Consider the following 23,473-nt stretch of genomic DNA (forward strand, 5'->3'; position numbering starts at 1 on the left):
CTAATCCTCACTTTTTTCATCTAACAGATGTGCTCGTTTTAAGACATGCACTAGGTTTTTCTTTGTTTCTGCCATTGATAAACCATCTGCCGCTGAACGTGCAATAACCAAGAAATCAACATCTGACCGTAATTGTGGCTTTACTTCTAATAATGTCTGGCGAATTCGGCGCTTTACCCAATTACGATGAACAGCATTTCCAATCTTTTTACCGACCGAAATACCTACCCGAAAATGCTTTTGCCCTGGTTTTTCCATTTGATACACGACAAATTTATGGTTGGCTACGGAATTATGGGTTTCAAAAACCCGTTGAAACTCACTTTCCTTTTTTACGCGATATGATTTTCTCATGTATATAATCCCCAGCCTTAACTTAAGTAGATATAAAAATAGGGCTGGACATACGACAACTTTAACGATTCCAATGGCTCGTCAAGCTGACTGCCCTGCCCCACACAATAAAAAAAGCCACTGTAAAAGTGGCCGTGGTTATGCAGATAATACTTTTCTGCCCTTTTGACGCCGACGTGCTAATACCTTACGGCCGTTACTGGTGCTCATGCGCTTACGGAAGCCATGGACACGTGCACGGTGACGCTTCTTTGGTTGAAACGTGCGCTTCATACAATTGCACCTCCTAATTATTTCAAATGGTTTGGTTTCTAGAGTCTAAAAGACGATCTCTTCAAACATACTTTGGTAGTATACCACACTTAACGAAATTAATAAACGGCGAATTTTTATTTAAATTTTTCAGTTATTAACATAAATATCAAAATAATCCACAGCGTTGTGTAAATTCATTATTTGTGGACAAGTTATCAACAGGGTTATTCCAGGGTTATCCCCAGATTCACACCTGTTAATAAAGTTATCCACAGTTAGATTATATCCTGTTCATAACTCTCATATTCCCCATTATATCAACCTTTTGTATCAACAATTTTCTGTGGATAACTGACATTTTAACCGTGTTTTATTCTTTTTACACAAGCAATCATTTAATTTACACACAGCGTTGTGTAAACTTTTTTATTATTATCCACTTGGTTGTGGAAAACTTCTTCATGTAATGATAAAATACCGTTTGTAATTTAATACTTAGGGGGAATTATTTTGACTGAGCTCGATTCTCTGTGGGAAGCGATCCAAAATTCATTTCGTCAGGATACCACTCCGGTTACCTTTGACACTTTGATTGCTCCGGCAAAAGCAATTTCTCTCTCTCAAAACCAACTAGAAATCGAGGTGCCCACACCGGTGCACCGTGATTTTTGGCGCAAAAATTTAAATACGCAACTCAAAGATTTTGCCCAACGTGAACTCGGGCGTTCTATTGAGCCACGTTATATTTTAGAGGGAGAATTTACCTATACAAATAAAAAGGATGCAGAAAACACAACCCCTTCTTTTGAAATGGATACTCCATTAAATCCACATTACAATTTTGGAACATTCGTTGTCGGAGAAGGAAATAAAATGGCGCACGCGGCAGCATTTGCTGTTGCTGAAAGTCCAGGTAGCCTCTACAATCCGCTCTTTATTTATGGGGGAGTTGGATTAGGAAAGACTCACTTAATGGAAGCTATTGGTAACCATATGTTGCAAGTTAACCCGAAAGCACGCGTCAAATATGTCACTAGCGAAGATTTTACTAATGATTACATCAACGCTATTCGAAATAACACAACTGAACAATTACGCGAAGAGTACCGCAACCTCGACCTATTACTAATCGATGATATTCAGTTCCTTGCTAATAAAGAGGGAACACAACTGGAATTTTTCAATACTTTTAATGCTCTTCACGATCGAAAAAAACAAATTGTTATGACTTCAGATCGGATTCCTAATGAAATTCCCGAGCTGCAAGATCGCCTTGTTTCTCGCTTTCGGTGGGGATTAACAGTTGAGATTACGCCTCCTGACTTAGAAACACGGATTGCAATTTTACGAAGCAAAGTTGAAGAAGATCATATTGATATCGGCAATGACACCCTTAACTACATTGCTGGTCAGATCGATACTAATATTAGGGAACTTGAGGGGGCACTTACAAAAGTCCAAGCCTTCGCCAATCTAAGCGGGGACCGAATCACTCCAAGCCTCGCATCTCAAGCCTTAAAGGGTCTTCATCGTGCTGCAAATACTGAAATCACAATTGCAACAATTCAAAAACAAGTTGCTGATTTTTATAACATTACCCAAAGTGATATCCTCGGCAAAAAACGAGTTAAACAAATCGTAATGCCACGCCAAATTGCAATGTATCTATCACGTGAGCTAACTGATTCCTCACTACCCAAGATTGGAAATGAATTTGGCGGTAAGGATCACACCACAGTTCTGCACGCTATCGATAAAATCGAAGCTGAATTAAAAAAAGATACTGATTTGCAAAACGAGATTACTAAGCTAAAAGCTAAACTTCGCTCATAAGTTGTTGATAAGTGACAAATTATCCTCAAAGTTATCCACAACTTATCAACAAGTGGATAACTAATCAAATCTAGGATTTAGATACTTATCCACAGTATTAACAAGCCCTACTACTACGACTATATTTTAAACTATTAAATATATTTATATACTCACTCAAAAAGGACTGAACTTTATGAATTTCACAATCAATCGAACAGCATTTATTAGTCAATTAAATAACGTATTACGAGCAATATCATCAAAAACAACAATTCCAATTTTGACTGGACTAAAGATGGTGGTAAATGATGACAACATTGTGTTAACTGGTAGTAATTCTGATATCACAATCGAAAGTGTTATTAATGCCAACAATGCTGATAATGATCTAGTTATTGAGGAAACCGGCTCGATTGTTTTACCAGCACGTTTCTTTAGCGACATCGTCAAAAAACTTCCAGATAAAAAAGTAACTATTGCAGTTACAAGTGGTTTTCAAGCAGATATCACTTCTGGAACAGCTAAATTTCAAATTAATGGTCAAGATGCGGAAAACTTCCCACACTTACCAGAAGTTGAAACCGATAAAACCGTTACTTTACCAAACGACATGCTGAAAGAAGTGATTCGGCAAACAGTAATTGCAGTATCGAAACAGGAAAGCCGACCAATTCTTGCGGGTGTTCATTTTACCTTAAAGGATGGCATTTTAACTGCTGTTGCAACTGATAGTCACCGATTAGCACAACGGAAAGTGGCTTTGGAAAATATCGATAACGGTTTAGATTTTGATGTCATTATTCCAGGAAAAAGTATGGAAGAGCTATCGGGAATGATTAGCGACGTCCATGAAGATGTTCAAATGCAAGTAACTGAGAACCAAGTTTTGTTTATTTTTGGTAACACACACTTTTATTCACGTTTACTTGAAGGGAACTATCCAGAAACTAGCCAATTGATTCCTAATACCGCTGATACAACGGTTGAGCTTGAAGCAGGGAGTTTTTTAGCATCAATCGAACGGGCATCATTACTTTCCCATGAAAGCCGTAACGATGTTGTTAAATTAAGCCTTAAACCATCAGAAAAACTTGTGCGGATTAGCGGTGATTCTCCGGATATTGGAACAGTTGAAGAAGAGGTAGCGACAACAGCGCTTGATGGGAATGATTTAGAAATCTCCTTCAATCCAAATTACATGAAAGATGCGTTACGATCATTTGGTCAAGCAACGATCAAAATTTCATTTACGTCACCGCTACGACCATTTACGTTAGTTCCAACAGAAGATCAAGAAAATTTTGTTCACTTAATTACGCCTGTGCGGACATTTTAACCAAAAAGAAAGAGGGTACTGAGAAAAAATCTCAATATCCTCTTTTTATAACTAAAATCTTGAATTTTAGAAAAGTGTTGGTACTAGTCCGCCATCAAGGCGAAGTGCTTCACCAGAAAATGATGAAGAGTAAGGACTAGCGACAAAGGCAGTGAACCGTCCGACTTCTTCGGGACGAATTAAACGTTGAATTTGGGAAAGAGGTCGGTGGTTCTTCATAAAATCGCTTTCCCATTTGTCTTCAGGAATATCTGTATTGCTGTACATGTCGACAAGCATCTGTTGGACACCTTCTGTAAGCGTTGAACCAGGCATGATGGTATTGACAGTTACATGGGTACCCTTAGTCAATTTCGATAGACTCTTTGCTAATGACAAGTTCATGGTCTTAGTTAAACTATATTGTGGCATTTCACCAGATGGCATGACGGCTTCTTCGCTAGCGATAAAAATGATGCGGCCAAAATCCTTATCAAGCATTTTAGGGAGATAAAATTTAGCAAGAGCATTACCAGAATAAAAGTTAATATCGATAAAGTGTTGCCAGGTTTCTTCTGAGATATCGAAGTAATTCATTGGCTTAAAAATTCCCATGTTATTTACTAAAATATCAACACTTGGAATGGCGGCAAACAGTTCTTGGCGTTGATCTGCTTGTGAAATATCGTAAGCAGCTCCTTGTGGATTAGTATCAGGGAATTGTTTTTTGATTTCATTGACAACATTATTAACGTCTGTTTGCTTACGACCGTTGATAATGACATTTGCGCCTTCCTTTGCCATCTCAATCGCGATAGCCTTGCCGATCCCCTTAGTCGAACCCGTAATTAAGGCCGTTTTTCCTGTTAAACCCAAATCCATATCAATTTACCTCCAATATATTATTAGATATAATTATAACTTCTAACTAACTTTTTACAAGTAAAATAAAAGCTGATTAATTAATTTCTTTGAATAAAGACTTAAATAGGATCGATTATAGTTAGCCAAGGAATAATTTTAAGTGGCGATTTTGGCTAATATTCAAATTTTTAACCATAGAGCAAATTTAACTTGATTTTGAAAAAAATGGTTAAATAAAGTTAATGCGCTCAGAAAGGCTAATAACGCAAATTTAGACTAAATTATGTGGTATAATATATACAAAAGTAGGTGAAAAAATTGGAAGAAAAGTCAATATTGATTGACAGTCCTTTTATTACATTAGGACAGTTGCTCAAAGAAGAAGGAATCATCCCGACTGGTGGGGCAGCAAAATGGTTCTTAAAAGAAAACACTGTATTAGTAAATGACGAACCAGATGATCGACGTGGACGCAAATTATACCCTCAAGATAGAATATTAGTCCCAGACCACCAATTATTTGTTATTAAGAGTAAGTAGGGATAAGCATGATTCTGACGGAGCTGCATTTACACTACTTTCGAAATTATCAGGATCTTACCGTTCACTTCAATCCTGGAGTGAACGTTTTAATTGGTCATAATGCCCAAGGAAAGACCAATATGCTAGAAGCAATTTATGTTCTTTCGCTTACTAAGAGTCATCGTACTAGCAATGATCGCGATCTTATTAACTGGCAAGAAAAATCAGCGCTAATTAGTGGGACTGTCCAAAAAAGTCTGGGAAAGGTACCGCTTGAAATACAGTTTACTAGCAAGGGGAAGAAGGCAAAGGTAAATCACCTTGAACAGGCACGCTTATCACAGTATATCGGTCAGCTAAATGCAATTTTATTTGCTCCGGAAGACCTCACATTAGTAAAAGGTTCACCTGCATTGCGACGTCATTTTATGGATCGTGAATTTAGTCAGATGAGCAGTAAATATCTTTATAATGCTGGGCAGTACCGGACCTTGCTGCGACAAAGAAATAAATATTTAAAACAACTAAAATATAAGCAACAAACTGATCGCGTCCTTTTAGGCGTACTATCTGATCAGCTTGCTGCTTTTGGTGCGGAAGTAATTGTGGCACGACAGCACTTCTTAAAGCACCTTGAAAAATGGGCAGCTGATTTACATCAGGAAATTTCATTACATAAAGAGAAGTTAAAACTAGAGTACGCAAACCAACTTAAAATTACTGATGAGACAACGGTTGAGCAAGCTTATCAAGAGCTTTTCAAGTTGTATCAGGATAATGAAAGTCGTGAAATCGAACAAGGCACGACAATTTATGGACCGCACCGCGATGACATTCGCTTTCTGGTAAATGATAAGAATGTCCAAGCGTTTGGGTCACAAGGACAACAGCGAACGACAGCCTTATCAGTTAAGCTAGCTGAGATCGACTTAATGAAAGAACAGACTGGTGAATATCCGCTATTACTGTTAGATGATGTATTATCCGAACTTGATACAATTCGACAAACCCATCTACTAACGGCAATTCAAAATAAAGTTCAGACATTTTTAACCACGACTAGTTTAAGTGATGTTGCTCGACAGTTGATTGACGAACCAACGATTTTTGAAATCGAGCACGGCACTTTGAAGGAGGAAGTAAAGTGAGTAGCGAACAACAAAAAGCAAAGAAAGCTGAATTGGCTAGCGAATATGATGCTAGTCAAATTCAAGTTTTAAAAGGGCTAGATGCAGTTAGAAAGCGTCCAGGGATGTACATCGGTTCTACATCAGCCCAAGGACTTCACCACCTTGTTTGGGAAATTGTTGATAATGGGATTGATGAAGCATTAGCAGGATTTTGTGATGAGATCAATGTTATTGTTAATCCTGATAATAGTATTACTGTAAAAGATAATGGACGGGGAATCCCAGTAGATACCCAAAAAGAAACTGGTAAGTCAGCCTTAGAAACCGTTTTTACGGTTTTACATGCCGGTGGTAAGTTTGGCGGCGGCGGTTATAAAGTTTCTGGAGGACTTCATGGTGTGGGGGCTTCAGTAGTAAATGCTCTGTCGACAGAATTAGATGTCAAAGTAGCTCGTCAAGGTAAACGGTATTATATGGACTTTGATCATGGTCATGTTAAGACCGGGATGAAAGTTATTGAAGATGGTTTATCAGAAACAGAACATGGGACAACCGTTCACTTTAAGCCTGATCCGGAAATTTTCCGCGAGACGACAACGTATAATATTAAAACGTTAACTGATCGTTTGCGTGAGTTAGCCTTTTTAAATAAGGGTCTTAAGATTACGATTGAAGATTTACGGGATGAAAATCATCAACGAAAAGAATTTCATTATGAAGGGGGTATTCGTCATTATGTTGAATACCTTAATGAAAACCAAGATGTTCTTTTTGATCCGCCAATTTATGTCGAAGGAAAAGAAAATGATATTACTGTCGAAGTATCAATGCAGTATACCGATTCTTACCGTAGCAACCTGCTGACCTTTACTAATAATATCCATACTTATGAAGGTGGAACCCATGAGACTGGATTTAAGATGGCACTTACGCGGGTAATTAATGATTACGGTCATAAAGCTGGAGTACTGAAGGCTAATGAGACTTTATCTGGGGATGATGTTCGTGAAGGATTGACGGCTGTTGTGTCAATTAAACACCCTGACCCTCAATTTGAAGGGCAGACTAAGACTAAATTAGGCAACTCTGATGCTCGAACAGCAACAGACCATGTCTTTGCATCGACATTCAATCGCTTCTTACTAGAACACCCTGACGAAGCACGACAAATTATTGAAAAGGGGCAACTTGCTTCTAAGGCGCGGGTAGCTGCCAAGCGGGCACGTGAAGTTACGCGGAAGAAGAGCGGCCTTGAAATTAGTAATTTACCTGGTAAGCTTGCCGATAATACCAGTAAAGATCCAGAAATTTCAGAATTATTTATTGTCGAGGGGGACTCGGCCGGTGGTTCTGCTAAGCAAGGACGTTCACGGCTGACTCAAGCAATTTTGCCTATTCGAGGAAAAATCTTAAACGTAGAAAAAGCAACCCTTGATCGTGTGCTAGCGAATGATGAAATTCGCTCTTTGTTTACAGCGCTAGGAACGGGTTTTGGTGATGACTTTGATATCACCAAAGCAAATTACCACAAACTGATTATTATGACTGATGCCGATGTTGACGGCGCGCACATTCGAACATTGCTTCTTACGCTATTCTATCGTTTCATGAAACCGATGATTACCCACGGCTATGTTTACATTGCGCAGCCGCCACTATACCAAGTACGGCAAGGTAAATTTGTTAAATATATTGATTCTGATGAGGAATTAGAGCAAGTAGTAAGCTCACTACAGCCTAGTCCTAAACCGGTTATTCAACGGTACAAGGGGCTTGGGGAAATGGATGCTGAACAATTATGGGAAACAACAATGGATCCTGAAAATCGTCATTTGCTTCGCGTAAAATTAGATGACGCTGAACAAGCAGATAAAATTTTCCCAATGCTAATGGGGACTAAAGTAGGTCCGCGCCGGGACTTTATCGAAGAGAACGCTAAATTTGTTGAGAACCTTGACCTATAGTTGAAATAATACTTGCTGTTGATACAAAAAAGGAGGAACGACATTGGCTGAACATGATATGCCGAATCGAATCACGGATGTAAATCTTACGAGCCAGATGAAAAACTCATTCTTAGATTATGCAATGAGTGTTATTGTTTCACGGGCGCTTCCTGATGTTCGTGATGGATTAAAGCCAGTACAACGCCGGATTTTATACGGAATGAACGAATTAGGAGTTACGCCTGACAAGCCGTATAAGAAGTCGGCCCGGATTGTGGGGGATGTAATGGGTAAATTTCACCCTCATGGAGACTCTTCAATTTACGAAGGGCTTGTACGAATGGCTCAGGATTTTAGCTATCGTTATATGTTAGTTGATGGTCACGGTAACTTTGGTTCAGTTGATGGAGATGGCGCTGCTGCCATGCGTTATACTGAGGCAAAGATGAGTAAAATCGCGGTTGAAATGCTTCGCGATATTAATAAAGATACTGTTGATTTTCATGATAACTATGATGGAACAGAAAAAGAACCCGATGTATTACCTGCCCGCTTTCCCAATTTACTAGTTAATGGTGCTTCAGGGATTGCAGTTGGGATGGCAACCAATATTCCAACCCATAATCTTGGAGAAGTAATTAATGGAATCCATATGCTAATGGATAATCCAGATATCACCACTGAAGGATTGATGAAGGCAATTCCAGGACCAGACTTTCCAACTGGTGGTGTAGTTATGGGTAAGTCTGGTATTCGTAAAGCCTATGAATCTGGTCGGGGTACAATTATTGTCCGAGCTAAAGTCAATATTGAAGAACAGAAGAATGGTAAGCAACGCATTATTGTTCATGAAATTCCATATATGGTAAATAAGGCTAAGCTGATTGAGCGGATTGCAGAGCTTGCCCGAAACAAGGATATCGATGGAATTACTGATGTAAACGATGAGACAGACCGTGATGGAATGCGGATTGTAATTGATGTTCGGCGTGATGCTAGTGCAGAAGTTATTTTAAATAATTTGTACAAGATGACATTGATGCAGACCACCTTTAACTTTAATATGCTAGCAATTGTTAACGGTGCGCCCAAGATTTTGAGTCTAAAGCAAATCCTACAATATTATCTTGAACACCAAGAATCAGTTGTTCGTCGTCGGACAGAGTTTGATTTAAAAAAGGCCCAAAATCGCGCGCATATTGTTGAAGGATTAAGAATTGCCCTAGACCATATTGATGCAATCATTAATATCATCCGCAATTCACAAACAAGTGAAGTAGCTAAGAATGAATTAATGAGTAACTATGGATTATCTGATCGTCAGGCACAAGCAATTCTTGATATGCGGCTTGTACGATTGACTGGTTTAGAACGTGAAAAGATTGAAGATGAATATCAAAAGCTTATGGCAGCCATCGCTGACTACAAGGATATTCTTGCTCACCGTGAAAGAATCAATCAAATTATTTACGATGAACTGATGGAGATTCAAAAGCGTTTTGGTGATGATCGTCGGACAGAACTTCAAGTTGGGGATATTACCAACATTGAAGATGAAGACTTGATTGAGGAAGAAGATATTATTGTTGCTTTGACGCATAATGGTTACATTAAACGGCTACCTGTTGATGAGTTCAAATCTCAACATCGTGGTGGACGTGGTGTTAAAGGAATGGGTGTCCACAAGGATGACTTTATTGAACAACTGATTTCAAGTTCGACTCATGATATGCTACTCTTCTTTACAAATTCAGGTAAAGTTTACTCAATGAAAGGGTATGAAGTTCCGGAATACGGTCGTGCTGCGCAAGGAATCCCGATTATTAACCTCCTAGGTATCAACAATAAAGAAAAGATTAGTGCTGTTATTAATGTTTCCCATGAAACAAATGATGATGATAAGTACTTGTTCTTTACGACTAAGTACGGAACCGTCAAGCGGACTGCAGTTACTGAATTTAAGAATATTCGGAGTAATGGTCTAAAGGCACTTAACCTTCACGAAAATGATGAATTAATCGATGTTGAGGTTATTAGTGAAGATCAACCAATGATTATTGGAACACATAATGGATATGCACTTAGCTTTAAGTCATCGGTTGTCCGGTCAATGGGTCGGAGTGCTGCTGGAGTTCGTGGTATTCGTTTACGTGGTGAAGACTATGTAATTGGTGCGGCTCCCCTTAATCCTAATAGCAATGTTCTTGTAATTAGTGAAAATGGATTTGGAAAACAGACGGCTGCTAAAGAGTACCCGATTAAGGGGCGTGGTGGTCTTGGAGTGAAGACGGTTAATGTAACCGCCAAGAATGGTCCGCTCGTTGGTTTAACGACCGTCAATGGCGATGAAGATATTATGTTAGTTACTGATCAGGGCGTCATTATTCGGTTTGACGTTGAAAGTGTATCTCACACTGGTCGGTCAGCAGTGGGGGTTCATTTGATTAAAATGGATAATGGTGCTCGCGTTGCTACAATCGCAAAAGTTGATAAAGAAGATGACAATGAAGAGGCTGACAGTCTGAATACCGAAGTTGTAAATACGAGCGATACTCAAAATCAATCAACAAAAAATTAAAAATAAAAAGTGCGAAAGTAGAAATTTTACGTATATATATTAATAGTGACCGCAACATTTAGGATTTCTTGTCAGATGTTCCTTGTTTTAAATAGAAAACTATGCTATATTTTATGTCTGTGAGTATACGTACAGACGTCTACTTTCCTTGTTCTTCTCAAATGGAGAGAAGAGCCAGAGTCCATAAGGAGGTGTAACATTCATGGAAACACGCAAATATGAAATTACTTACATCATTCGTCCTGATATTGAAGAATCTGCAAAGAGCGAATTGGTAGACCGATTCGACAAGATCTTGGCGGACAATGGTGCAACTATCGCTGACTCAAAGGATTGGTCAACTCGTCGTTTTGCTTACCCAATTGCTAAGTACACTGAAGGTACTTACCACGTGGTAAACTTAACTACTGACTCTGACCAAGCTTTAAACGAATTTGATCGTTTAGCTAAGTTCAGTGATGATATCCTACGTCACATGATTGTTAAGCTTGATGCTTAATTAATTGTCATTAAATCAAGAGAGGAGAAAGATCTATGCTTAATCGTGCAGTCTTAACTGGGCGTTTAACAAGAGATCCCGAGTTGCGGTACACAACCAGCGGGACAGCAGTTGTTTCATTTACATTAGCTGTTGATCGACAGTTCCGAAACCAAAATGGTGATCGTGATGCTGACTTTATCAATTGCGTCATTTGGCGTAAGTCCGCTGAAAACTTTAGTAACTTTACACATAAGGGTTCGCTTGTTGGAATTGAAGGACGGATTCAAACCCGAAATTACGAGAACCAACAAGGTAACCGTGTATATGTTACCGAAGTTGTTGTTGATAATTTTGCCCTATTGGAGCCACGTCAAAATGGTGGAATGAGCCAGCAAAATGCTCAACAGCCATTTAGTAATAACCAACAACCATTTGGTGCTCAGGCTCCGCAATATGGCAATCAACCACAACCCGGAAATAACGCTCCTCAAAGTAATCCGTCACCAAATGCTAATAATGGTTTCGACAATGGTCAAAGCGCTGGCAACCAGTTCCCTGGAAGCAGTGATGATGGTGGTCAATCCATTGATTTAGCAGATGACGAATTACCATTCTAAATAATTTTCACTCAGAATAGGAGGGTAATTTCATGGCACAACAACGTCGGGGCGGTCGTCGTCGTCGTAAGGTCGACTTTATCGCCGCAAACCACATCGAATACATCGATTACAAAGACACTGATTTATTACGTCGGTTCATCTCTGAACGCGGTAAGATTTTACCACGTCGGGTAACTGGTACTAGTGCTAAGAACCAACGTAAGTTAACTATCGCTATCAAGCGTGCACGGATTATGGGTCTTTTGCCATTCGTTGCAGAAGATTAATTTCCGCGAGAATAATTATAATAAAGAGGCTGAATTTTGATCAGTCTCTTTATTATTTTAAATAACAATTATTAATTCAGAATATTTTATAGTAAATTTGGTTATTTTATTCAGAATAATTAAGCGATAGTATATTTTTAAGTTTAATCCTCGCCATTAAATGATATAATCTATGGACTAAGTAATTGATGTGATATGATAGATTTATCCGATTAATAGACAAATTAGAGCTATTTTGGGAGGACTAATATGCAAAAATTTTTCAGTCGTGAGAACTGGGTGTTTTATTTTGAACATCCAGCAGTCCGCTGGAATGTCTGCTACATAGTAATTCTAACAGTTATTGGACTTATTTTAGGGTTTATGGACAACTGGATTATAGGGATTATAGTATTATTAATTGCAGTTATCGGCGGGGCTGTTAGTTTACAACGACTTAGAAAATTAGTAGTTGATGCTCATGAATATTTAAATGAACTGACCTACAAGGTTCAACGTGGGCAACAGGAAGCCTTGCTAGAGATGCCAATAGGGATGATTATGTTAAATAAGCGTCATGAAGTTGAATGGATCAATCCATACATGGCACGATATTTTAACCTTGAGATTGTTGTTGGGAAGCCGATTGCAGATGTTGATGCTGATTTAGCAGAATTAATAAATAAGTATGCGGATGATAAAAAAACACAAGTAGTAACTTGGAGAGGCCATCAATTTGAATTTTTGGTTCAATATCAAGGACAGGTAGTATATTTGCTTGATATTACAAAATATGAACAAATTAGTGCGCAATATAAAAATGAACAAATTTTTATTGGTAATATTTATCTTGATAATTATGATGAATTGATTCAAGGAATGAGTGATTCTGATGTATCCAACCTGCATAATTATGTTACTTCTGAGATAAGCGATTGGGCAGTAGATAATCATCTCTTAATGAAGATTATTGATGATGATAATTACTTAATCATTGGCCATCAAGTTTCATTGGCAGAATTGGAAAAGCAAAAATTTAAGATTCTTGATGTGATTCGGCAAAATACGTCAAAGCAAAATTCACCAGTGACACTTAGTGTGGGGATTGCTTATGGCGAAAATGACTTGATAAAACTTGCGGATACAGCGCAAAATAACCTTGACCTTGCTTTAGGACGAGGAGGAGATCAAGTTGTTGTGCGTGCTCAAGACCAAGAAGCACGATTTTATGGTGGAAAGACTAACCCGATGGAGAAACGGACACGGGTACGGGCACGAATGATTAGTCAAGCCCTCCAAGAACTAATGGCTCAGTCAGACCAATTATTTGTAATGGGTCATACTAATCCAGACATGGATTCTATTGGTGCCTGCTTAGGAATTCGTCGGATTGCTGAAATGAATGGGCGGGAGTGTTGGATCGTCATTGATGATGAACATCCGCATTCTGATATTCAGCGATTGATGCACGAGATTGATAATTACCAGACGATTAAGGATCATATTATCTCTCCTGCTGAAGCACTCGAAAAAGCAACAGGAAATAGCTTGTTAGTAATGGTGGATCATGCCAAGCGTGGGATTACCATTGCTCCTGAGTTATATGATAAAATGCAAAACAGATTGGTTATTATTGACCACCACCGGCGAGGCGAGGATTTTCCCGAGAATCCGTTACTTGTTTATATTGAACCGTATGCCTCTTCGACATGTGAGCTAATTACTGAAATGTTTGAGTACCAGCCCCGTGAAGGTAAAGGTCTCAACAAACTTGAAGCAACAGCAATGTTGACTGGGATTCAAGTTGATACAAAGTCATTTACGAAGAGTGCTGGAACGCGAACGTTTGATGCCGCTAGCTATCTCCGCTCGGCAGGTGCAGACGGGCTAATGATTCAATCGTTCATGAAAGAAAATCCAGAAACATTTATGCAACGCAATCATTTGATTTCAAGGGCTGAAATAAATGATAAAATAGCATTATGTACGGGTGAACAGGAACAGGTTTATGATCCTGTTACTGCCGCCCAAGCTGCTGATATGTTACTGCAAATGAGCGGAATTGAGGCTTCATTTGTTATCTTTAAGCGGTCGGACGGAAAAGTATGTGTTTCTGCCCGTTCGATGGGTAACATTAACGTTCAAGTGATTATGGAGAAGATGGGTGGCGGTGGTCACCTAGCAAATGCGGCTACACAAATCAGTGGCAAGACGATTGCTGAAGTTAAGCAAGAGTTAGTTGATATTCTAACCAAGCCTGACAAAGAGCAAAATGAAACAGAGGAGTGATCATAATGAAAGTTATTTTTATGCAAGATGTCCGAGGTCGCGGACAACGTGGGCAAGTAAAAGAAGTGCCAGACGGATATGCACAAAACTACTTAATTAAGCGTGGATTAGCAAAACAAGCGACTAAAGCTGCCATGAGTCAATTAAAGGGGCAACAACGGGCAGAAGAAAAGCATGCTGCTGAAGAACTCGCGGATGCAAAGCGGATGAAAAAAATTCTTGAAAATGATAATACCGTTGTCGAATTAAGCGGAAAAGCTGGGACTGATGGCCGGATGTTTGGTTCAATTTCAACAAAGCAAATTGCAACTGCTCTTCAAAAACAATTTGACCTTAAAATTGACAAACGAAAAATTGAGCTGGCAGCCCCAATTAAGGCGCTTGGTTACGTTAACGTGCCAATTAAGCTTCACCCCGAAGTTGAGGCTCAAATTCGTGTTCACATTGCAGAAAAGTAGTGCGAATCAAGATATTTAAGGAGCGGTATCGCTATGGATAATGCACCAATGCAAGAAGAACCACGCGATATTGAAGCAGAAAAAGCAGTTCTTGGAGCTGCTTTTTTGAGTAAAAACGCGTTGGCTGATGCAATGGAATATTTAGAGCCCCAAGATTTTTATCGTAAGGCTCACCAGATTATTTTTGAAAAAATGATCCAATTAAACAATGAGGATCAGCCGATTGACCCACTGACAATGAAAAATGTTCTTGATCAGGATAATCAAACAGAAAATGTTGGTGGCGTTGCTTATATTGGTGAACTTGCAACGGCAGTGCCAACAGCAGCGAATGTTGTTTATTATTCTAAGATTGTTCATGATAAAGCAATCTCTCGGCGTTTAATCAATACAGCAACTAAAATCATTAATGACAGTTACGCTGATAATGATAAAATTGAAGATCAGCTTGACCGAGCTGAACAAGAAATTATGTCAGTTTCTGAAAATAGTCGGCAGACAGGTTTTCAGAGCATTGGGGATGTACTTCAGCAATCAATTAACCATGTTAGTGACCTTTCTAAACAAGGATCAGAAATCACAGGATTATCAACAGGTTATGCGCAACTAGACGAAATGACTACGGGACTGCATAAAGATGAATTAGTAATTATTGCGGCCCGGCCTGCCGTGGGAAAAACGGCATTTGTCCTTAATATTGCCCAGAATGTAGCAACGCGGACAGATAATACTGTTGCTATTTTCAGTCTTGAAATGGGGGCGGAATCACTTGCTAACCGGATGCTGTGCGCTGAAGGAAACATTAATGCTAACCACTTACGAACAGGACAACTTAACCAGGATGAATGGCAAAGTCTGTTTATTGCGACTGGGGCGCTGAGTAATGCAAGTATTTATATTGATGATACACCAGGGATTAAAGTTGCGGAAATACGAGCACGTTGTCGGCGATTAGCAAAAGAAAAAGGAAACTTAGGATTGATTGTTATTGATTATCTCCAATTGATTGAAGGTAGTAATCCTGATAATCGGCAACAAGAAGTTTCAGAAATTTCCCGTCAATTAAAGAAGCTTGCAAAAGAATTGGAAGTACCAGTAATTGCACTTTCACAGTTATCTCGGGGTGTTGAGCAGCGACAAGACAAGCGTCCGGTATTGTCTGATATTCGTGAATCAGGGTCAATTGAACAGGATGCGGATATTGTTAGTTTCCTTTATCGTGATGATTACTATGAGCATGATGAAGATTCTGACGATGATAATAATAACCAGAGAAATAATCAAGACGATGATGGCTCTAATGCAAGTGAGGTTGAAGTCATCATTGAGAAGAATCGTAGTGGTCCGCGGGGCACGGTTAAATTACTATTTGCGAAGTCCTATAATAAATTCACTTCGATTTCTTATATTCCAGAAGATAATAATTAAAGATGATAAGTCTAAGAGGGCATTTCAGCAATACACTGGGGTAGCCCTTTTAGTGCGCTTAAGACATTAAAAAGGTTTTTAGAAAGAATAAACGGTATGATAGTAATTGAGGAGGCGTAAACAATGAACCGTCAAGGCGTAGAGTTAAAATGGCTATTATTAGGGATGTTTCTTGGAAGTATTGGAAACAGCTTTGTATGGCCCTTAACAACAATCTATATCCACGATCAGTTGCATGAATCGCTAACTGTTTCGGGGATTGTATTGCTCTTTTATTCTGGGGCAAATGTTGTCGGTAGTTATGTAAGCGGATTGCTATTTGATCGAGCAAATCCTCGTAAGTTAATGATTGGCGGTACATTGATAGCGACTGCTGTAATGGCCATCATGATTTTCTTTAATGGCTGGCCTATCTATGGAATTTTACTGACCGCAATCGGCTTTTTTAACGGTTGGATAATTACAATGGTCAATTCCTTTGCAACAAGATCTGGTCGTGATGGGCGATATGTGTTTAATATGCTATATTTTGCCAATAATTTAGGAATGGTGATTGGAACAACGATTGTCGGACCGCTGTATCAATACGCACATGGTAACGTTTCACCAATGTTTTTAATTACCACTATTTTATATACGATGTTTTCACTTGTTGTGCTTTTCTTCTTTAAGGATAGTCATCAAACAACAACACAAACGACAAACAATAGCGAACAAACAACTAATGTTAAACTTCCCCAAGCTAATTTATGGATTAACTGGATCTTTTTTGTTGCGTTAGTTGTAATTTGGACAATGTATGAACAATGGGCAAGTAATTTATCGGTATTTATGACTGACCAAGGAATTTCAATGACAAAGTACAGTCTGTTATGGACATTAAATGGAATTTTGATCGTTGTCTTCCAGCTAGGCCTTACATGGCTCAACCGCTGGGTTAATCGCCCATATGCGCAAGTATTTATTGGAATATTTACAATTGGTTTTTCGTTTGTCCTCTTACTCTATGCTCACTCATATGGATGGTTTGTAGCGGCAATGGTCGTTTTGACGATTGGTGAAGCAACAGCTCTACCGACAATGCCAGCAATTGTCAATAGTTTATCGCCAGTGGCAGTTAAGGGAAAGTATCAAGGAATCTTAAATGCCTTTTCATCGTTGGGGAAGGCAATTGGACCATTATTTGGTGGTTTAATGATTGAAGCAACTTCTTACCACATTTTATTTGTTATTTGTGCTATTTCTATTTTCGTGATGGAGTTAATTGTATTGCTAGTTGTTAAAGTAAAACGGGCAAAAGCGGTAGAATACTAAAGAAGTGAGAATATGTTTTATAATAATTTTGACAACGTTTATGGAGAAGATCGTTACGGAATGGTCGGCAAAACTGGTGATCCGTTTCGGGAAGAATGCAAATTAGCAATTTCATGCTATCGTTGCCAAGAAGAACCATTAATCATTGCTGAACGGAATTGGATGGATACTAATAATGATGATTCGCAACGATATCAAATTATTACTGTCTGTGAGCACTGCGGGGCAATTGATGAATTTATTGTTAATGATGGTCGGGAACATAAAATCGGTAAGCTAAAACATAGAAAATACCAACCAACTGAAAATGATCTTATTAGGTAAGGAAGTGTCATGCACACTCCGCAAGCGTAAAGAGGGCTCTAGCGTTCGGATTTTCCGAATACTAGAGCTTTTTTGTATACATTTTTAATTATATTGGAAGCCGTTTATTATCCTTTTATTAACCAAATTACAGAGCATTTGCTATGATGGTAAATGAAAATCGTTTAAAAGCAATGAGGTGAAGATTAATGAAGACTGATCAATATTGTTATACTGGAAAAGATTTTGATATAAAAAAAGCACCAACGAAAGTTAAAGATTCCGCTGATGAATTAAAGAAGATTAAAAAGAAAATTAAGAAGAATGTTAAATCAATAAAGAATGCTCAAAAGATGATGTATGCACGGCGACACTATGGCGTTTTAGTTGTCTTCCAAGCGATGGATGCAGCAGGGAAAGACAGTATGATTTCGCATATTTTTGCTGGAGTTAACCCAGTTGGTTTTAAAGTTGCTAATTTTAAACAACCAACTGGCCGTGAACTTCGGCATGATTACCTTTGGCGGATAAACAGTGAATTGCCAATGCGGGGGGATATCGGAGTCTTTAACCGTTCCTACTATGAGGATGTTTTAATTTCTCGTGTTCACCCTGAATTGATTGTGCAGGCTGATTTGCCAGGGATTGAATCATTGAAGGACGTTAATAATCGGTTCTTCGATAGCCGTTATGAAGATATTCGTCAATATGAAAGCTATTTAACTCGGAACGGCTACTTAATTGTAAAATTCTTCCTGCATGTTTCAAAAGAAGAGCAAAAGAAGCGATTCCTAGCACGGATCGATATACCTGAAAAAAACTGGAAATTTTCAGCGGCTGATATTCGTGAACGTCAATATTGGGATGATTATCAAAAAGCTTATGAAAAGGCTATTAATGCCACGGCCACAGAGAAAAATCCATGGTATGTTATTCCAGCAGATGATAAATGGTACTCAAGGTTAATCGTTTCGGATATTTTGACGAAAAAGATTAATAGTTTGCCATTAGCATATCCAGAAGTATCACCAGAACAACAGCTTAGCCTTAAACAAGCTCGAAAAGAGTTAATGAATGAAGATATTGAATAGATGAAGGGAGTAATAATCTTCTCAACAAGGCAGTTGGCTAAGCCAGAATGATGAGTGGCACGTAACGGGCTGATTATTGTTCGTTAAAAGAGTTGAGGCTGAGAGAAAACAAAAGTTTTTTCTCAGCCACTTACTATTTTAAATGTACAACACAGTAGCCAGTCATATGGAATTGACACTGTTTCATTCACTTTTTTAATTGCGTGGTTTATACATGTATTGTTGGAAAAAATAATATATTGCTAATATAAAGCAAAAAAGTAACATATTAAGGTGTTTATTAATAATGGAATTAATAACGGAGTAGATTACAGTAATAATCATTACCGCAGACCATATGTACCCTAAAATGGTACAGCGGCTTCGTTTATCCCAGTTTTTTCCCAAGAAAAAGCATTCTTTATAGAATAGATATTCCATCAGAATAGCAAATATAACAGGGATTAAAATACTTGACCAATAGTTATTGGGTGCAAAAAGGTACAGTCCTATGAGTAGCCAAAATAATCCACGGATGATATTGAATGCTTGCGCTGCTTTATCACGGTTTAGAAAATTAGTTAGGTCTTTATTTTTTCTTAGTAATGAATCTACAGGAACATGGTATAAATCACTAAGAGCGAGTAACAGTTTTAAATCAGGATAACTTTTATCATTTTCCCATTTAGAAAGTGTTTGCCGTGTAATGTGTAATGCATCAGCGACATTTTGTTGTGTAAGTCCGAGCTTTTTGCGCTGATTTAGAATTTGTTCACCAAAAGACATAATTATTTCCCTACCTCATATTTTTGATATAAGGATACGGAAATAACAACAGAAAGTCTAGCAATGGTTCGTTGCGTCCCTGTTAATAGCGATAATTTTTAGCTTTAGCGTATTTTCATTAAGATTATGCTTAGCTTTTTTTGAAATGAAAAAAGCCACCGATAATTCGGTGACTTTATAGTGATGGGCAGTCAGGGGATCGAACCCTGGACCCACGGATTAAGAGTCCGTTGCTCTGCCAGCTGAGCTAACTGCCCATGTCTTTGACAACATAAATAATAATATCAACTTAACTAGGATTTCGCAAGTGCTTTTTAAAATTTATTTTTTAATTTGCAAATTAATATTTACTTAGGCATCTAACTGTTATATTTTTTAATAAACGACAATTAATTTAGGAGTAATTTTATGGTCTCGAAAAAAGATAAATTTGAACATATGAATCGGTTATTGCGAACATACATGGTTAATATGCATCACTTTTTTACAACCATTACGCCACAATTATCACTAACACCGCAACAGGCAAGGACATTGTTATATATAAAAGATCATCCAGGACTCATTCAACGAGAATTGGGGGATTATTTCCATATTCGGAATGCAAGCATTACAAGTATGCTCAAGAATCTTGAACGTGACGGTTATATTATCCGAAAAAATGATAATGAATCAGCACGAATTAAACGAATTTTTCTAACTAAAGAAGGAATTGAAAAAGCTAGCCAGATTAAGGAAGTCTTTGATCGAGCCTGTCAAAAAATTGTTGCACAACTCGATGAGGAAAGTATCGATTTAGTAATTTCTAGCATGACAACTCTCAATAAAAATTTACAAAAATAAGTTAGACTCTTGACAGTTAGATATCTAAATGTTTTAATATAAATCGTCAAAATAGTTAGATATTTAATTGTTAGGAGGCTTATGATTTGAGAAGAAACAAATTTAATTTTCGTGAATTCTTTAGCCTAATTAACCAACTGCATCCACAATATACAAAGCTTATTGTGGGTATCCTTTTAGGGTTTGTTTCAACAGGAGCTAATTTATTCGTACCCCAATTAGCCCAGAAACTAATTAATGATTTTCGTCACATTAGTCTGACATTAGCTGTTTTAACAGTCATCATTTTTATTGCTGGATTAATTACCAGTGCATTTTCAGGAGTCCTGCTTGGGATTTTTGGTGAGAATGTTGTTGCTAAACTTCGTAAAAAATTATGGCAGAAATTACTTAAAATGCCTGTTAAATATTTTGATAATGTCAAAACAGGGGAAATTAGTTCACGCCTAGTAAATGATACTTCCCAAGTGAAGGAATTACTTGCATCAACCTTCCCTAATGCAATGACATCAATTTTACAATTTGTTGGTGCGTTAGTAATCATGATGGCGATGGATTGGCGGATGACTCTGTTAATGTTTATTGCTGTGCCGCTAATAATGTTAGTAATGATGCCGGTGATGAACCTATCACGGAAAATCGGCCGCGTACGTCAAGATGAATTAGCTAAATTCGCTAGTGATTCGACTGATGTATTAGGTGAAGTTCGTTTAGTGAAATCTTCAAATGGCGAAGAACATGAACTCGCTAAAGGAAGCCAGCGAATTGATAACCTATATGGAATTGGAACTAAAGAAGCATTGATTAACTCGGTGACCCAACCAATTACAAATATGTTAATGATGCTAATGTTCTTAATTGTTCTTGGCTATGGTGCAATTCGCGTAATGAATGGGCAAATAACGATGGGGGCGTTAGTTTCATTCTTAATGTACCTCTTCCAGATTTTTGGACCAGTTATTGTAATTAGTCAACTCTTTACCAATATGGCTAAGACTAGTGGTGCAACTGAGCGGATTCAGCAGATGTTATCTGAACCAGAAGAATTTGACGAAGATAAGCTTGAAAAAGACATTGAAACTGAGCCATTGAAGTTTGAGCATGTTGACTTTGCTTATGAAGCAGGGAAGCCAATCTTAAAGGATATTAATTTTACGACTAAGCCGAATGCGGTCGTGGCCTTTGCAGGACCATCGGGTGGCGGAAAATCGACAATTTTTTCATTAATTGAACGATTCTATCAACCAACCGCAGGAAAGATTCTTATCGGTGATGAAAATATCGAAAAATTAGACTTGGCAAAATGGCGTGAACAAATCGGGCTGGTAAGTCAAGATGCAGCTGTAATGCCAGGAACAATTCGGGATAATTTGACATATGGGTTACACCGAACTGTTGATGATAAAGAGTTATGGAGAGCCCTAAAGATGGCATATGCGGATGTTTTCGTCAATAAAATGGCGGACAAATTAGAAACCGAAATTGGTGAACGTGGAATCAAACTATCTGGTGGGCAACGTCAACGAATTGCCATTGCCCGAGCCTTTCTTCGTGATCCTAAAATCTTGATGCTTGATGAGGCGACCGCCAGTTTAGATGCTGAATCAGAAGCGATGGTTCAAAAAGCATTAGGTGACTTAATGCAAGGACGGACAACACTGGTAATTGCTCACCGTTTGAGTACCATTGTTGATGCCGACAAGATTTACTTTATTGAAAACGGAACGATCTCAGGCGCAGGAACGCACCAAGAATTGCTTCAAACCACACCGCTTTATGCTCAGTATGTTCACGATCAATTTAAATAAAGATAAACGACCAAAATCAGCTTTTTAGCCGATCTTGGTCGTTTTTTGAATAGAATTAAGTTTTCCAACACATACAAAAAAGCGACCGAGAAAAAATCTCACTGTAAACCTCTGATGGGCAGTCAGGGGATCGAACCCTAGACCCACGGATTAAGAGTCCGTTGTTCTGCCAGCTGAGATAACTGCCCATATTCTTTAACAATATAAACAATAGGTATCAACTTCTTTAGAATTTAGCAAGTGCTTTTTAATTAATTGTACATTTATAGTAAATAAAAAGCCCTAGATTTTCTCTAGGACTAAGATTGGTTAGTTTTGAGTCAGCTGGAATTCCGTTTAAATAACGGTCAGTTAATAGTCCCTGTGCCAATGGGCTGAAACAAACTGCTGCTTTGCCCTCTTGTTTTAGTACTGGAAGAAGGTCATTTTCAATATGACGGTCGAACATATTGTAGCGGGGTTGGTGAATAATAAATGGTGTCCGAAGTTCTTTAAATACTTTTGTAATTGCCGCGGTTTGTTTACCATTATAATTTGAAATTCCAATGTAAAGCGCCTTGCCTTCACGAACGAGTTGATCAAGTGCTTCAGCAGTTTCTTCAATTGGAGTTGCTGGATCTGGTCGGTGTGAGTAGAAGATGTCAACGTAATCAAGATTTAATCGTTGTAAACTTTGATTTGCGCTAGCGATAATGCTCTTCCGCGAGCCCCAATTTCCATAAGGACCATCCCACATCTCATAACCGGCTTTACTAGCAATGATCATTTCATCTCGATAAGGCTTCATGTCGGTCGCCATAATCCGACCAAAGTTTTCTTCGGCACTGCCGGGAATAGGACCATAGTTATTTGCTAGGTCAAAGTAGGTAATTCCTAAATCAAAAGCTTGGTGAACGATTGCCTTTTGATTTTCAAAAGGATCCACACTACCAAAATTATGCCAAAATCCTAATCCAAGTGCTGATAATTTAAGGCCACTGTTGCCAACACGGTTATAAATCATCTTTTGATAACGATTTTCGTTTGCTTGATACATAGGGGATTGCTCC

21 protein-coding genes, 2 tRNA genes and 1 pseudogene are annotated in these 23,473 nt (G+C 38.3%); 17 read left to right on the forward strand and 7 right to left on the reverse strand.

All coding sequences use genetic code 11. The annotated features are described in order from the left end of the window. Positions 1–354, reverse strand: a complete 354-nt coding sequence (rnpA, locus tag DTK66_RS04255) for a ribonuclease P protein component (RefSeq protein ID WP_003665224.1) — start codon at positions 352–354, stop codon at positions 1–3. Positions 355–492: 138 nt separating this feature from the next. Next, complete coding sequence (gene rpmH, locus DTK66_RS04260; protein ID WP_003665227.1) at positions 493–627, reverse strand: 50S ribosomal protein L34; 135 nt, start codon at positions 625–627, stop codon at positions 493–495. A gap of 492 nt (positions 628–1,119) precedes the next feature. Here rpmH and dnaA point away from each other — a divergent pair, with 492 nt between their 5' ends. Continuing rightward, complete coding sequence (gene dnaA, locus DTK66_RS04265) at positions 1,120–2,442, forward strand: chromosomal replication initiator protein DnaA (protein ID WP_153929852.1); 1,323 nt, start codon at positions 1,120–1,122, stop codon at positions 2,440–2,442. A 175-nt stretch (positions 2,443–2,617) separates the two neighbouring features. Further along, positions 2,618–3,760, forward strand: coding sequence for a DNA polymerase III subunit beta (gene dnaN, locus DTK66_RS04270; RefSeq protein ID WP_153929851.1), 1,143 nt, complete (start codon positions 2,618–2,620; stop codon positions 3,758–3,760). A gap of 66 nt (positions 3,761–3,826) precedes the next feature. Here dnaN and DTK66_RS04275 read toward each other — a convergent pair whose 3' ends face one another. Next, on the reverse strand, positions 3,827–4,621 hold the full coding sequence (locus DTK66_RS04275; protein WP_153929850.1) for an SDR family NAD(P)-dependent oxidoreductase: 795 nt from the start codon (positions 4,619–4,621) through the stop codon (positions 3,827–3,829). A gap of 300 nt (positions 4,622–4,921) precedes the next feature. On the opposite strand from DTK66_RS04275, the gene yaaA reads away from it, so the two are divergent. The 13 genes from yaaA (at position 4,922) to DTK66_RS04340 (ending at position 19,008) form a co-directional block, all read left to right on the forward strand. Further along, entirely contained in the window at positions 4,922–5,143 is a 222-nt protein-coding gene (gene yaaA, locus DTK66_RS04280) for a S4 domain-containing protein YaaA (RefSeq protein ID WP_153929847.1), read from the forward strand. Positions 5,144–5,151: 8 nt separating this feature from the next. Next, positions 5,152–6,273, forward strand: a complete 1,122-nt coding sequence (gene recF / locus DTK66_RS04285; protein WP_153929845.1) for a DNA replication/repair protein RecF — start codon at positions 5,152–5,154, stop codon at positions 6,271–6,273. Next, positions 6,270–8,219 carry a DNA topoisomerase (ATP-hydrolyzing) subunit B gene (gyrB, locus tag DTK66_RS04290; protein WP_191667893.1) on the forward strand — a complete coding sequence of 650 codons (1,950 nt, stop codon included), beginning with the start codon at positions 6,270–6,272 and terminating at the stop codon, positions 8,217–8,219. Before recF ends, gyrB begins: the two co-directional genes overlap by 4 nt. 43 nt (positions 8,220–8,262) lie before the next feature. Further along, the gene (gyrA, locus tag DTK66_RS04295; RefSeq protein ID WP_191667894.1) at positions 8,263–10,779 is read left to right on the forward strand and encodes a DNA gyrase subunit A; all 2,517 of its coding nucleotides are present in this window, start codon (positions 8,263–8,265) and stop codon (positions 10,777–10,779) included. Between the two features lie 202 nt (positions 10,780–10,981). Continuing rightward, complete coding sequence (gene rpsF / locus DTK66_RS04300) at positions 10,982–11,278, forward strand: 30S ribosomal protein S6 (RefSeq protein ID WP_003665235.1); 297 nt, start codon at positions 10,982–10,984, stop codon at positions 11,276–11,278. A gap of 35 nt (positions 11,279–11,313) precedes the next feature. Then, positions 11,314–11,877 (forward strand): single-stranded DNA-binding protein, encoded by a 564-nt coding sequence (gene ssb, locus DTK66_RS04305; protein WP_191667895.1) that lies wholly within the window; start codon positions 11,314–11,316, stop codon positions 11,875–11,877. Positions 11,878–11,909: 32 nt separating this feature from the next. Continuing rightward, positions 11,910–12,146 (forward strand): 30S ribosomal protein S18, encoded by a 237-nt coding sequence (rpsR, locus tag DTK66_RS04310; RefSeq protein ID WP_003665240.1) that lies wholly within the window; start codon positions 11,910–11,912, stop codon positions 12,144–12,146. A gap of 249 nt (positions 12,147–12,395) precedes the next feature. Continuing rightward, positions 12,396–14,414, forward strand: a complete 2,019-nt coding sequence (locus tag DTK66_RS04315) for a DHH family phosphoesterase (RefSeq protein ID WP_191667896.1) — start codon at positions 12,396–12,398, stop codon at positions 14,412–14,414. A gap of 5 nt (positions 14,415–14,419) precedes the next feature. Beyond that, complete coding sequence (rplI, locus tag DTK66_RS04320) at positions 14,420–14,872, forward strand: 50S ribosomal protein L9 (RefSeq protein WP_153929838.1); 453 nt, start codon at positions 14,420–14,422, stop codon at positions 14,870–14,872. A gap of 33 nt (positions 14,873–14,905) precedes the next feature. Then, positions 14,906–16,300 (forward strand): replicative DNA helicase, encoded by a 1,395-nt coding sequence (gene dnaB / locus DTK66_RS04325; protein ID WP_153929837.1) that lies wholly within the window; start codon positions 14,906–14,908, stop codon positions 16,298–16,300. Between the two features lie 123 nt (positions 16,301–16,423). Next, positions 16,424–17,614 carry an MDR family MFS transporter gene (locus DTK66_RS04330; RefSeq protein ID WP_191667897.1) on the forward strand — a complete coding sequence of 397 codons (1,191 nt, stop codon included), beginning with the start codon at positions 16,424–16,426 and terminating at the stop codon, positions 17,612–17,614. Positions 17,615–17,626: 12 nt separating this feature from the next. Next, positions 17,627–17,938 carry a hypothetical protein gene (locus DTK66_RS04335; protein WP_153929835.1) on the forward strand — a complete coding sequence of 104 codons (312 nt, stop codon included), beginning with the start codon at positions 17,627–17,629 and terminating at the stop codon, positions 17,936–17,938. Between the two features lie 188 nt (positions 17,939–18,126). After that, positions 18,127–19,008, forward strand: coding sequence for a PPK2 family polyphosphate kinase (locus tag DTK66_RS04340; RefSeq protein WP_191667898.1), 882 nt, complete (start codon positions 18,127–18,129; stop codon positions 19,006–19,008). A gap of 195 nt (positions 19,009–19,203) precedes the next feature. Here the strand turns inward: DTK66_RS04340 and DTK66_RS04345 are convergent, their stop codons facing one another. Further along, complete coding sequence (locus tag DTK66_RS04345; protein WP_191667899.1) at positions 19,204–19,773, reverse strand: helix-turn-helix domain-containing protein; 570 nt, start codon at positions 19,771–19,773, stop codon at positions 19,204–19,206. 184 nt (positions 19,774–19,957) lie between these two features. Beyond that, positions 19,958–20,030, reverse strand: a tRNA-Lys gene (locus tag DTK66_RS04350). 151 nt (positions 20,031–20,181) lie between these two features. Here DTK66_RS04350 and DTK66_RS04355 point away from each other — a divergent pair. Together DTK66_RS04355 and DTK66_RS04360 are read left to right on the forward strand one after the other, a co-directional pair. Then, complete coding sequence (locus tag DTK66_RS04355) at positions 20,182–20,616, forward strand: MarR family winged helix-turn-helix transcriptional regulator (protein WP_153929833.1); 435 nt, start codon at positions 20,182–20,184, stop codon at positions 20,614–20,616. A gap of 86 nt (positions 20,617–20,702) precedes the next feature. Then, positions 20,703–22,424, forward strand: a complete 1,722-nt coding sequence (locus tag DTK66_RS04360) for an ABC transporter ATP-binding protein (protein ID WP_153929832.1) — start codon at positions 20,703–20,705, stop codon at positions 22,422–22,424. Between the two features lie 115 nt (positions 22,425–22,539). Here DTK66_RS04360 and DTK66_RS04365 read toward each other — a convergent pair. Continuing rightward, positions 22,540–22,612 (reverse strand) — tRNA-Lys (locus DTK66_RS04365). 110 nt (positions 22,613–22,722) lie between these two features. Beyond that, positions 22,723–23,460: pseudogene (locus DTK66_RS04370) on the reverse strand (aldo/keto reductase); the annotation flags it as partial. Positions 23,461–23,473: the final 13 nt, after the last annotated feature.

It is taken from the genome of Limosilactobacillus walteri (assembly GCF_014830205.1).
Lineage (GTDB): Bacteria > Bacillota > Bacilli > Lactobacillales > Lactobacillaceae > Limosilactobacillus > Limosilactobacillus walteri.

Bases quoted from the DNA above. Each gene is read 5' to 3' on its own strand.
- rnpA (WP_003665224.1), bottom strand. From the start codon at position 354: ATGAGAAAATCATATCGCGTAAAAAAGGAAAGTGAGTTTCAACGGGTT.
- rpmH (WP_003665227.1), bottom strand. From the start codon at position 627: ATGAAGCGCACGTTTCAACCAAAGAAGCGTCACCGTGCACGTGTCCAT.
- dnaN (WP_153929851.1), top strand. From the start codon at position 2,618: ATGAATTTCACAATCAATCGAACAGCATTTATTAGTCAATTAAATAAC.
- DTK66_RS04275 (WP_153929850.1), bottom strand. From the start codon at position 4,621: ATGGATTTGGGTTTAACAGGAAAAACGGCCTTAATTACGGGTTCGACT.
- recF (WP_153929845.1), top strand. From the start codon at position 5,152: ATGATTCTGACGGAGCTGCATTTACACTACTTTCGAAATTATCAGGAT.
- rpsF (WP_003665235.1), top strand. From the start codon at position 10,982: ATGGAAACACGCAAATATGAAATTACTTACATCATTCGTCCTGATATT.
- ssb (WP_191667895.1), top strand. From the start codon at position 11,314: ATGCTTAATCGTGCAGTCTTAACTGGGCGTTTAACAAGAGATCCCGAG.
- rpsR (WP_003665240.1), top strand. From the start codon at position 11,910: ATGGCACAACAACGTCGGGGCGGTCGTCGTCGTCGTAAGGTCGACTTT.
- DTK66_RS04315 (WP_191667896.1), top strand. From the start codon at position 12,396: ATGCAAAAATTTTTCAGTCGTGAGAACTGGGTGTTTTATTTTGAACAT.
- rplI (WP_153929838.1), top strand. From the start codon at position 14,420: ATGAAAGTTATTTTTATGCAAGATGTCCGAGGTCGCGGACAACGTGGG.
- dnaB (WP_153929837.1), top strand. From the start codon at position 14,906: ATGGATAATGCACCAATGCAAGAAGAACCACGCGATATTGAAGCAGAA.
- DTK66_RS04330 (WP_191667897.1), top strand. From the start codon at position 16,424: ATGAACCGTCAAGGCGTAGAGTTAAAATGGCTATTATTAGGGATGTTT.
- DTK66_RS04335 (WP_153929835.1), top strand. From the start codon at position 17,627: ATGTTTTATAATAATTTTGACAACGTTTATGGAGAAGATCGTTACGGA.
- DTK66_RS04340 (WP_191667898.1), top strand. From the start codon at position 18,127: ATGAAGACTGATCAATATTGTTATACTGGAAAAGATTTTGATATAAAA.
- DTK66_RS04345 (WP_191667899.1), bottom strand. From the start codon at position 19,773: ATGTCTTTTGGTGAACAAATTCTAAATCAGCGCAAAAAGCTCGGACTT.
- DTK66_RS04355 (WP_153929833.1), top strand. From the start codon at position 20,182: ATGGTCTCGAAAAAAGATAAATTTGAACATATGAATCGGTTATTGCGA.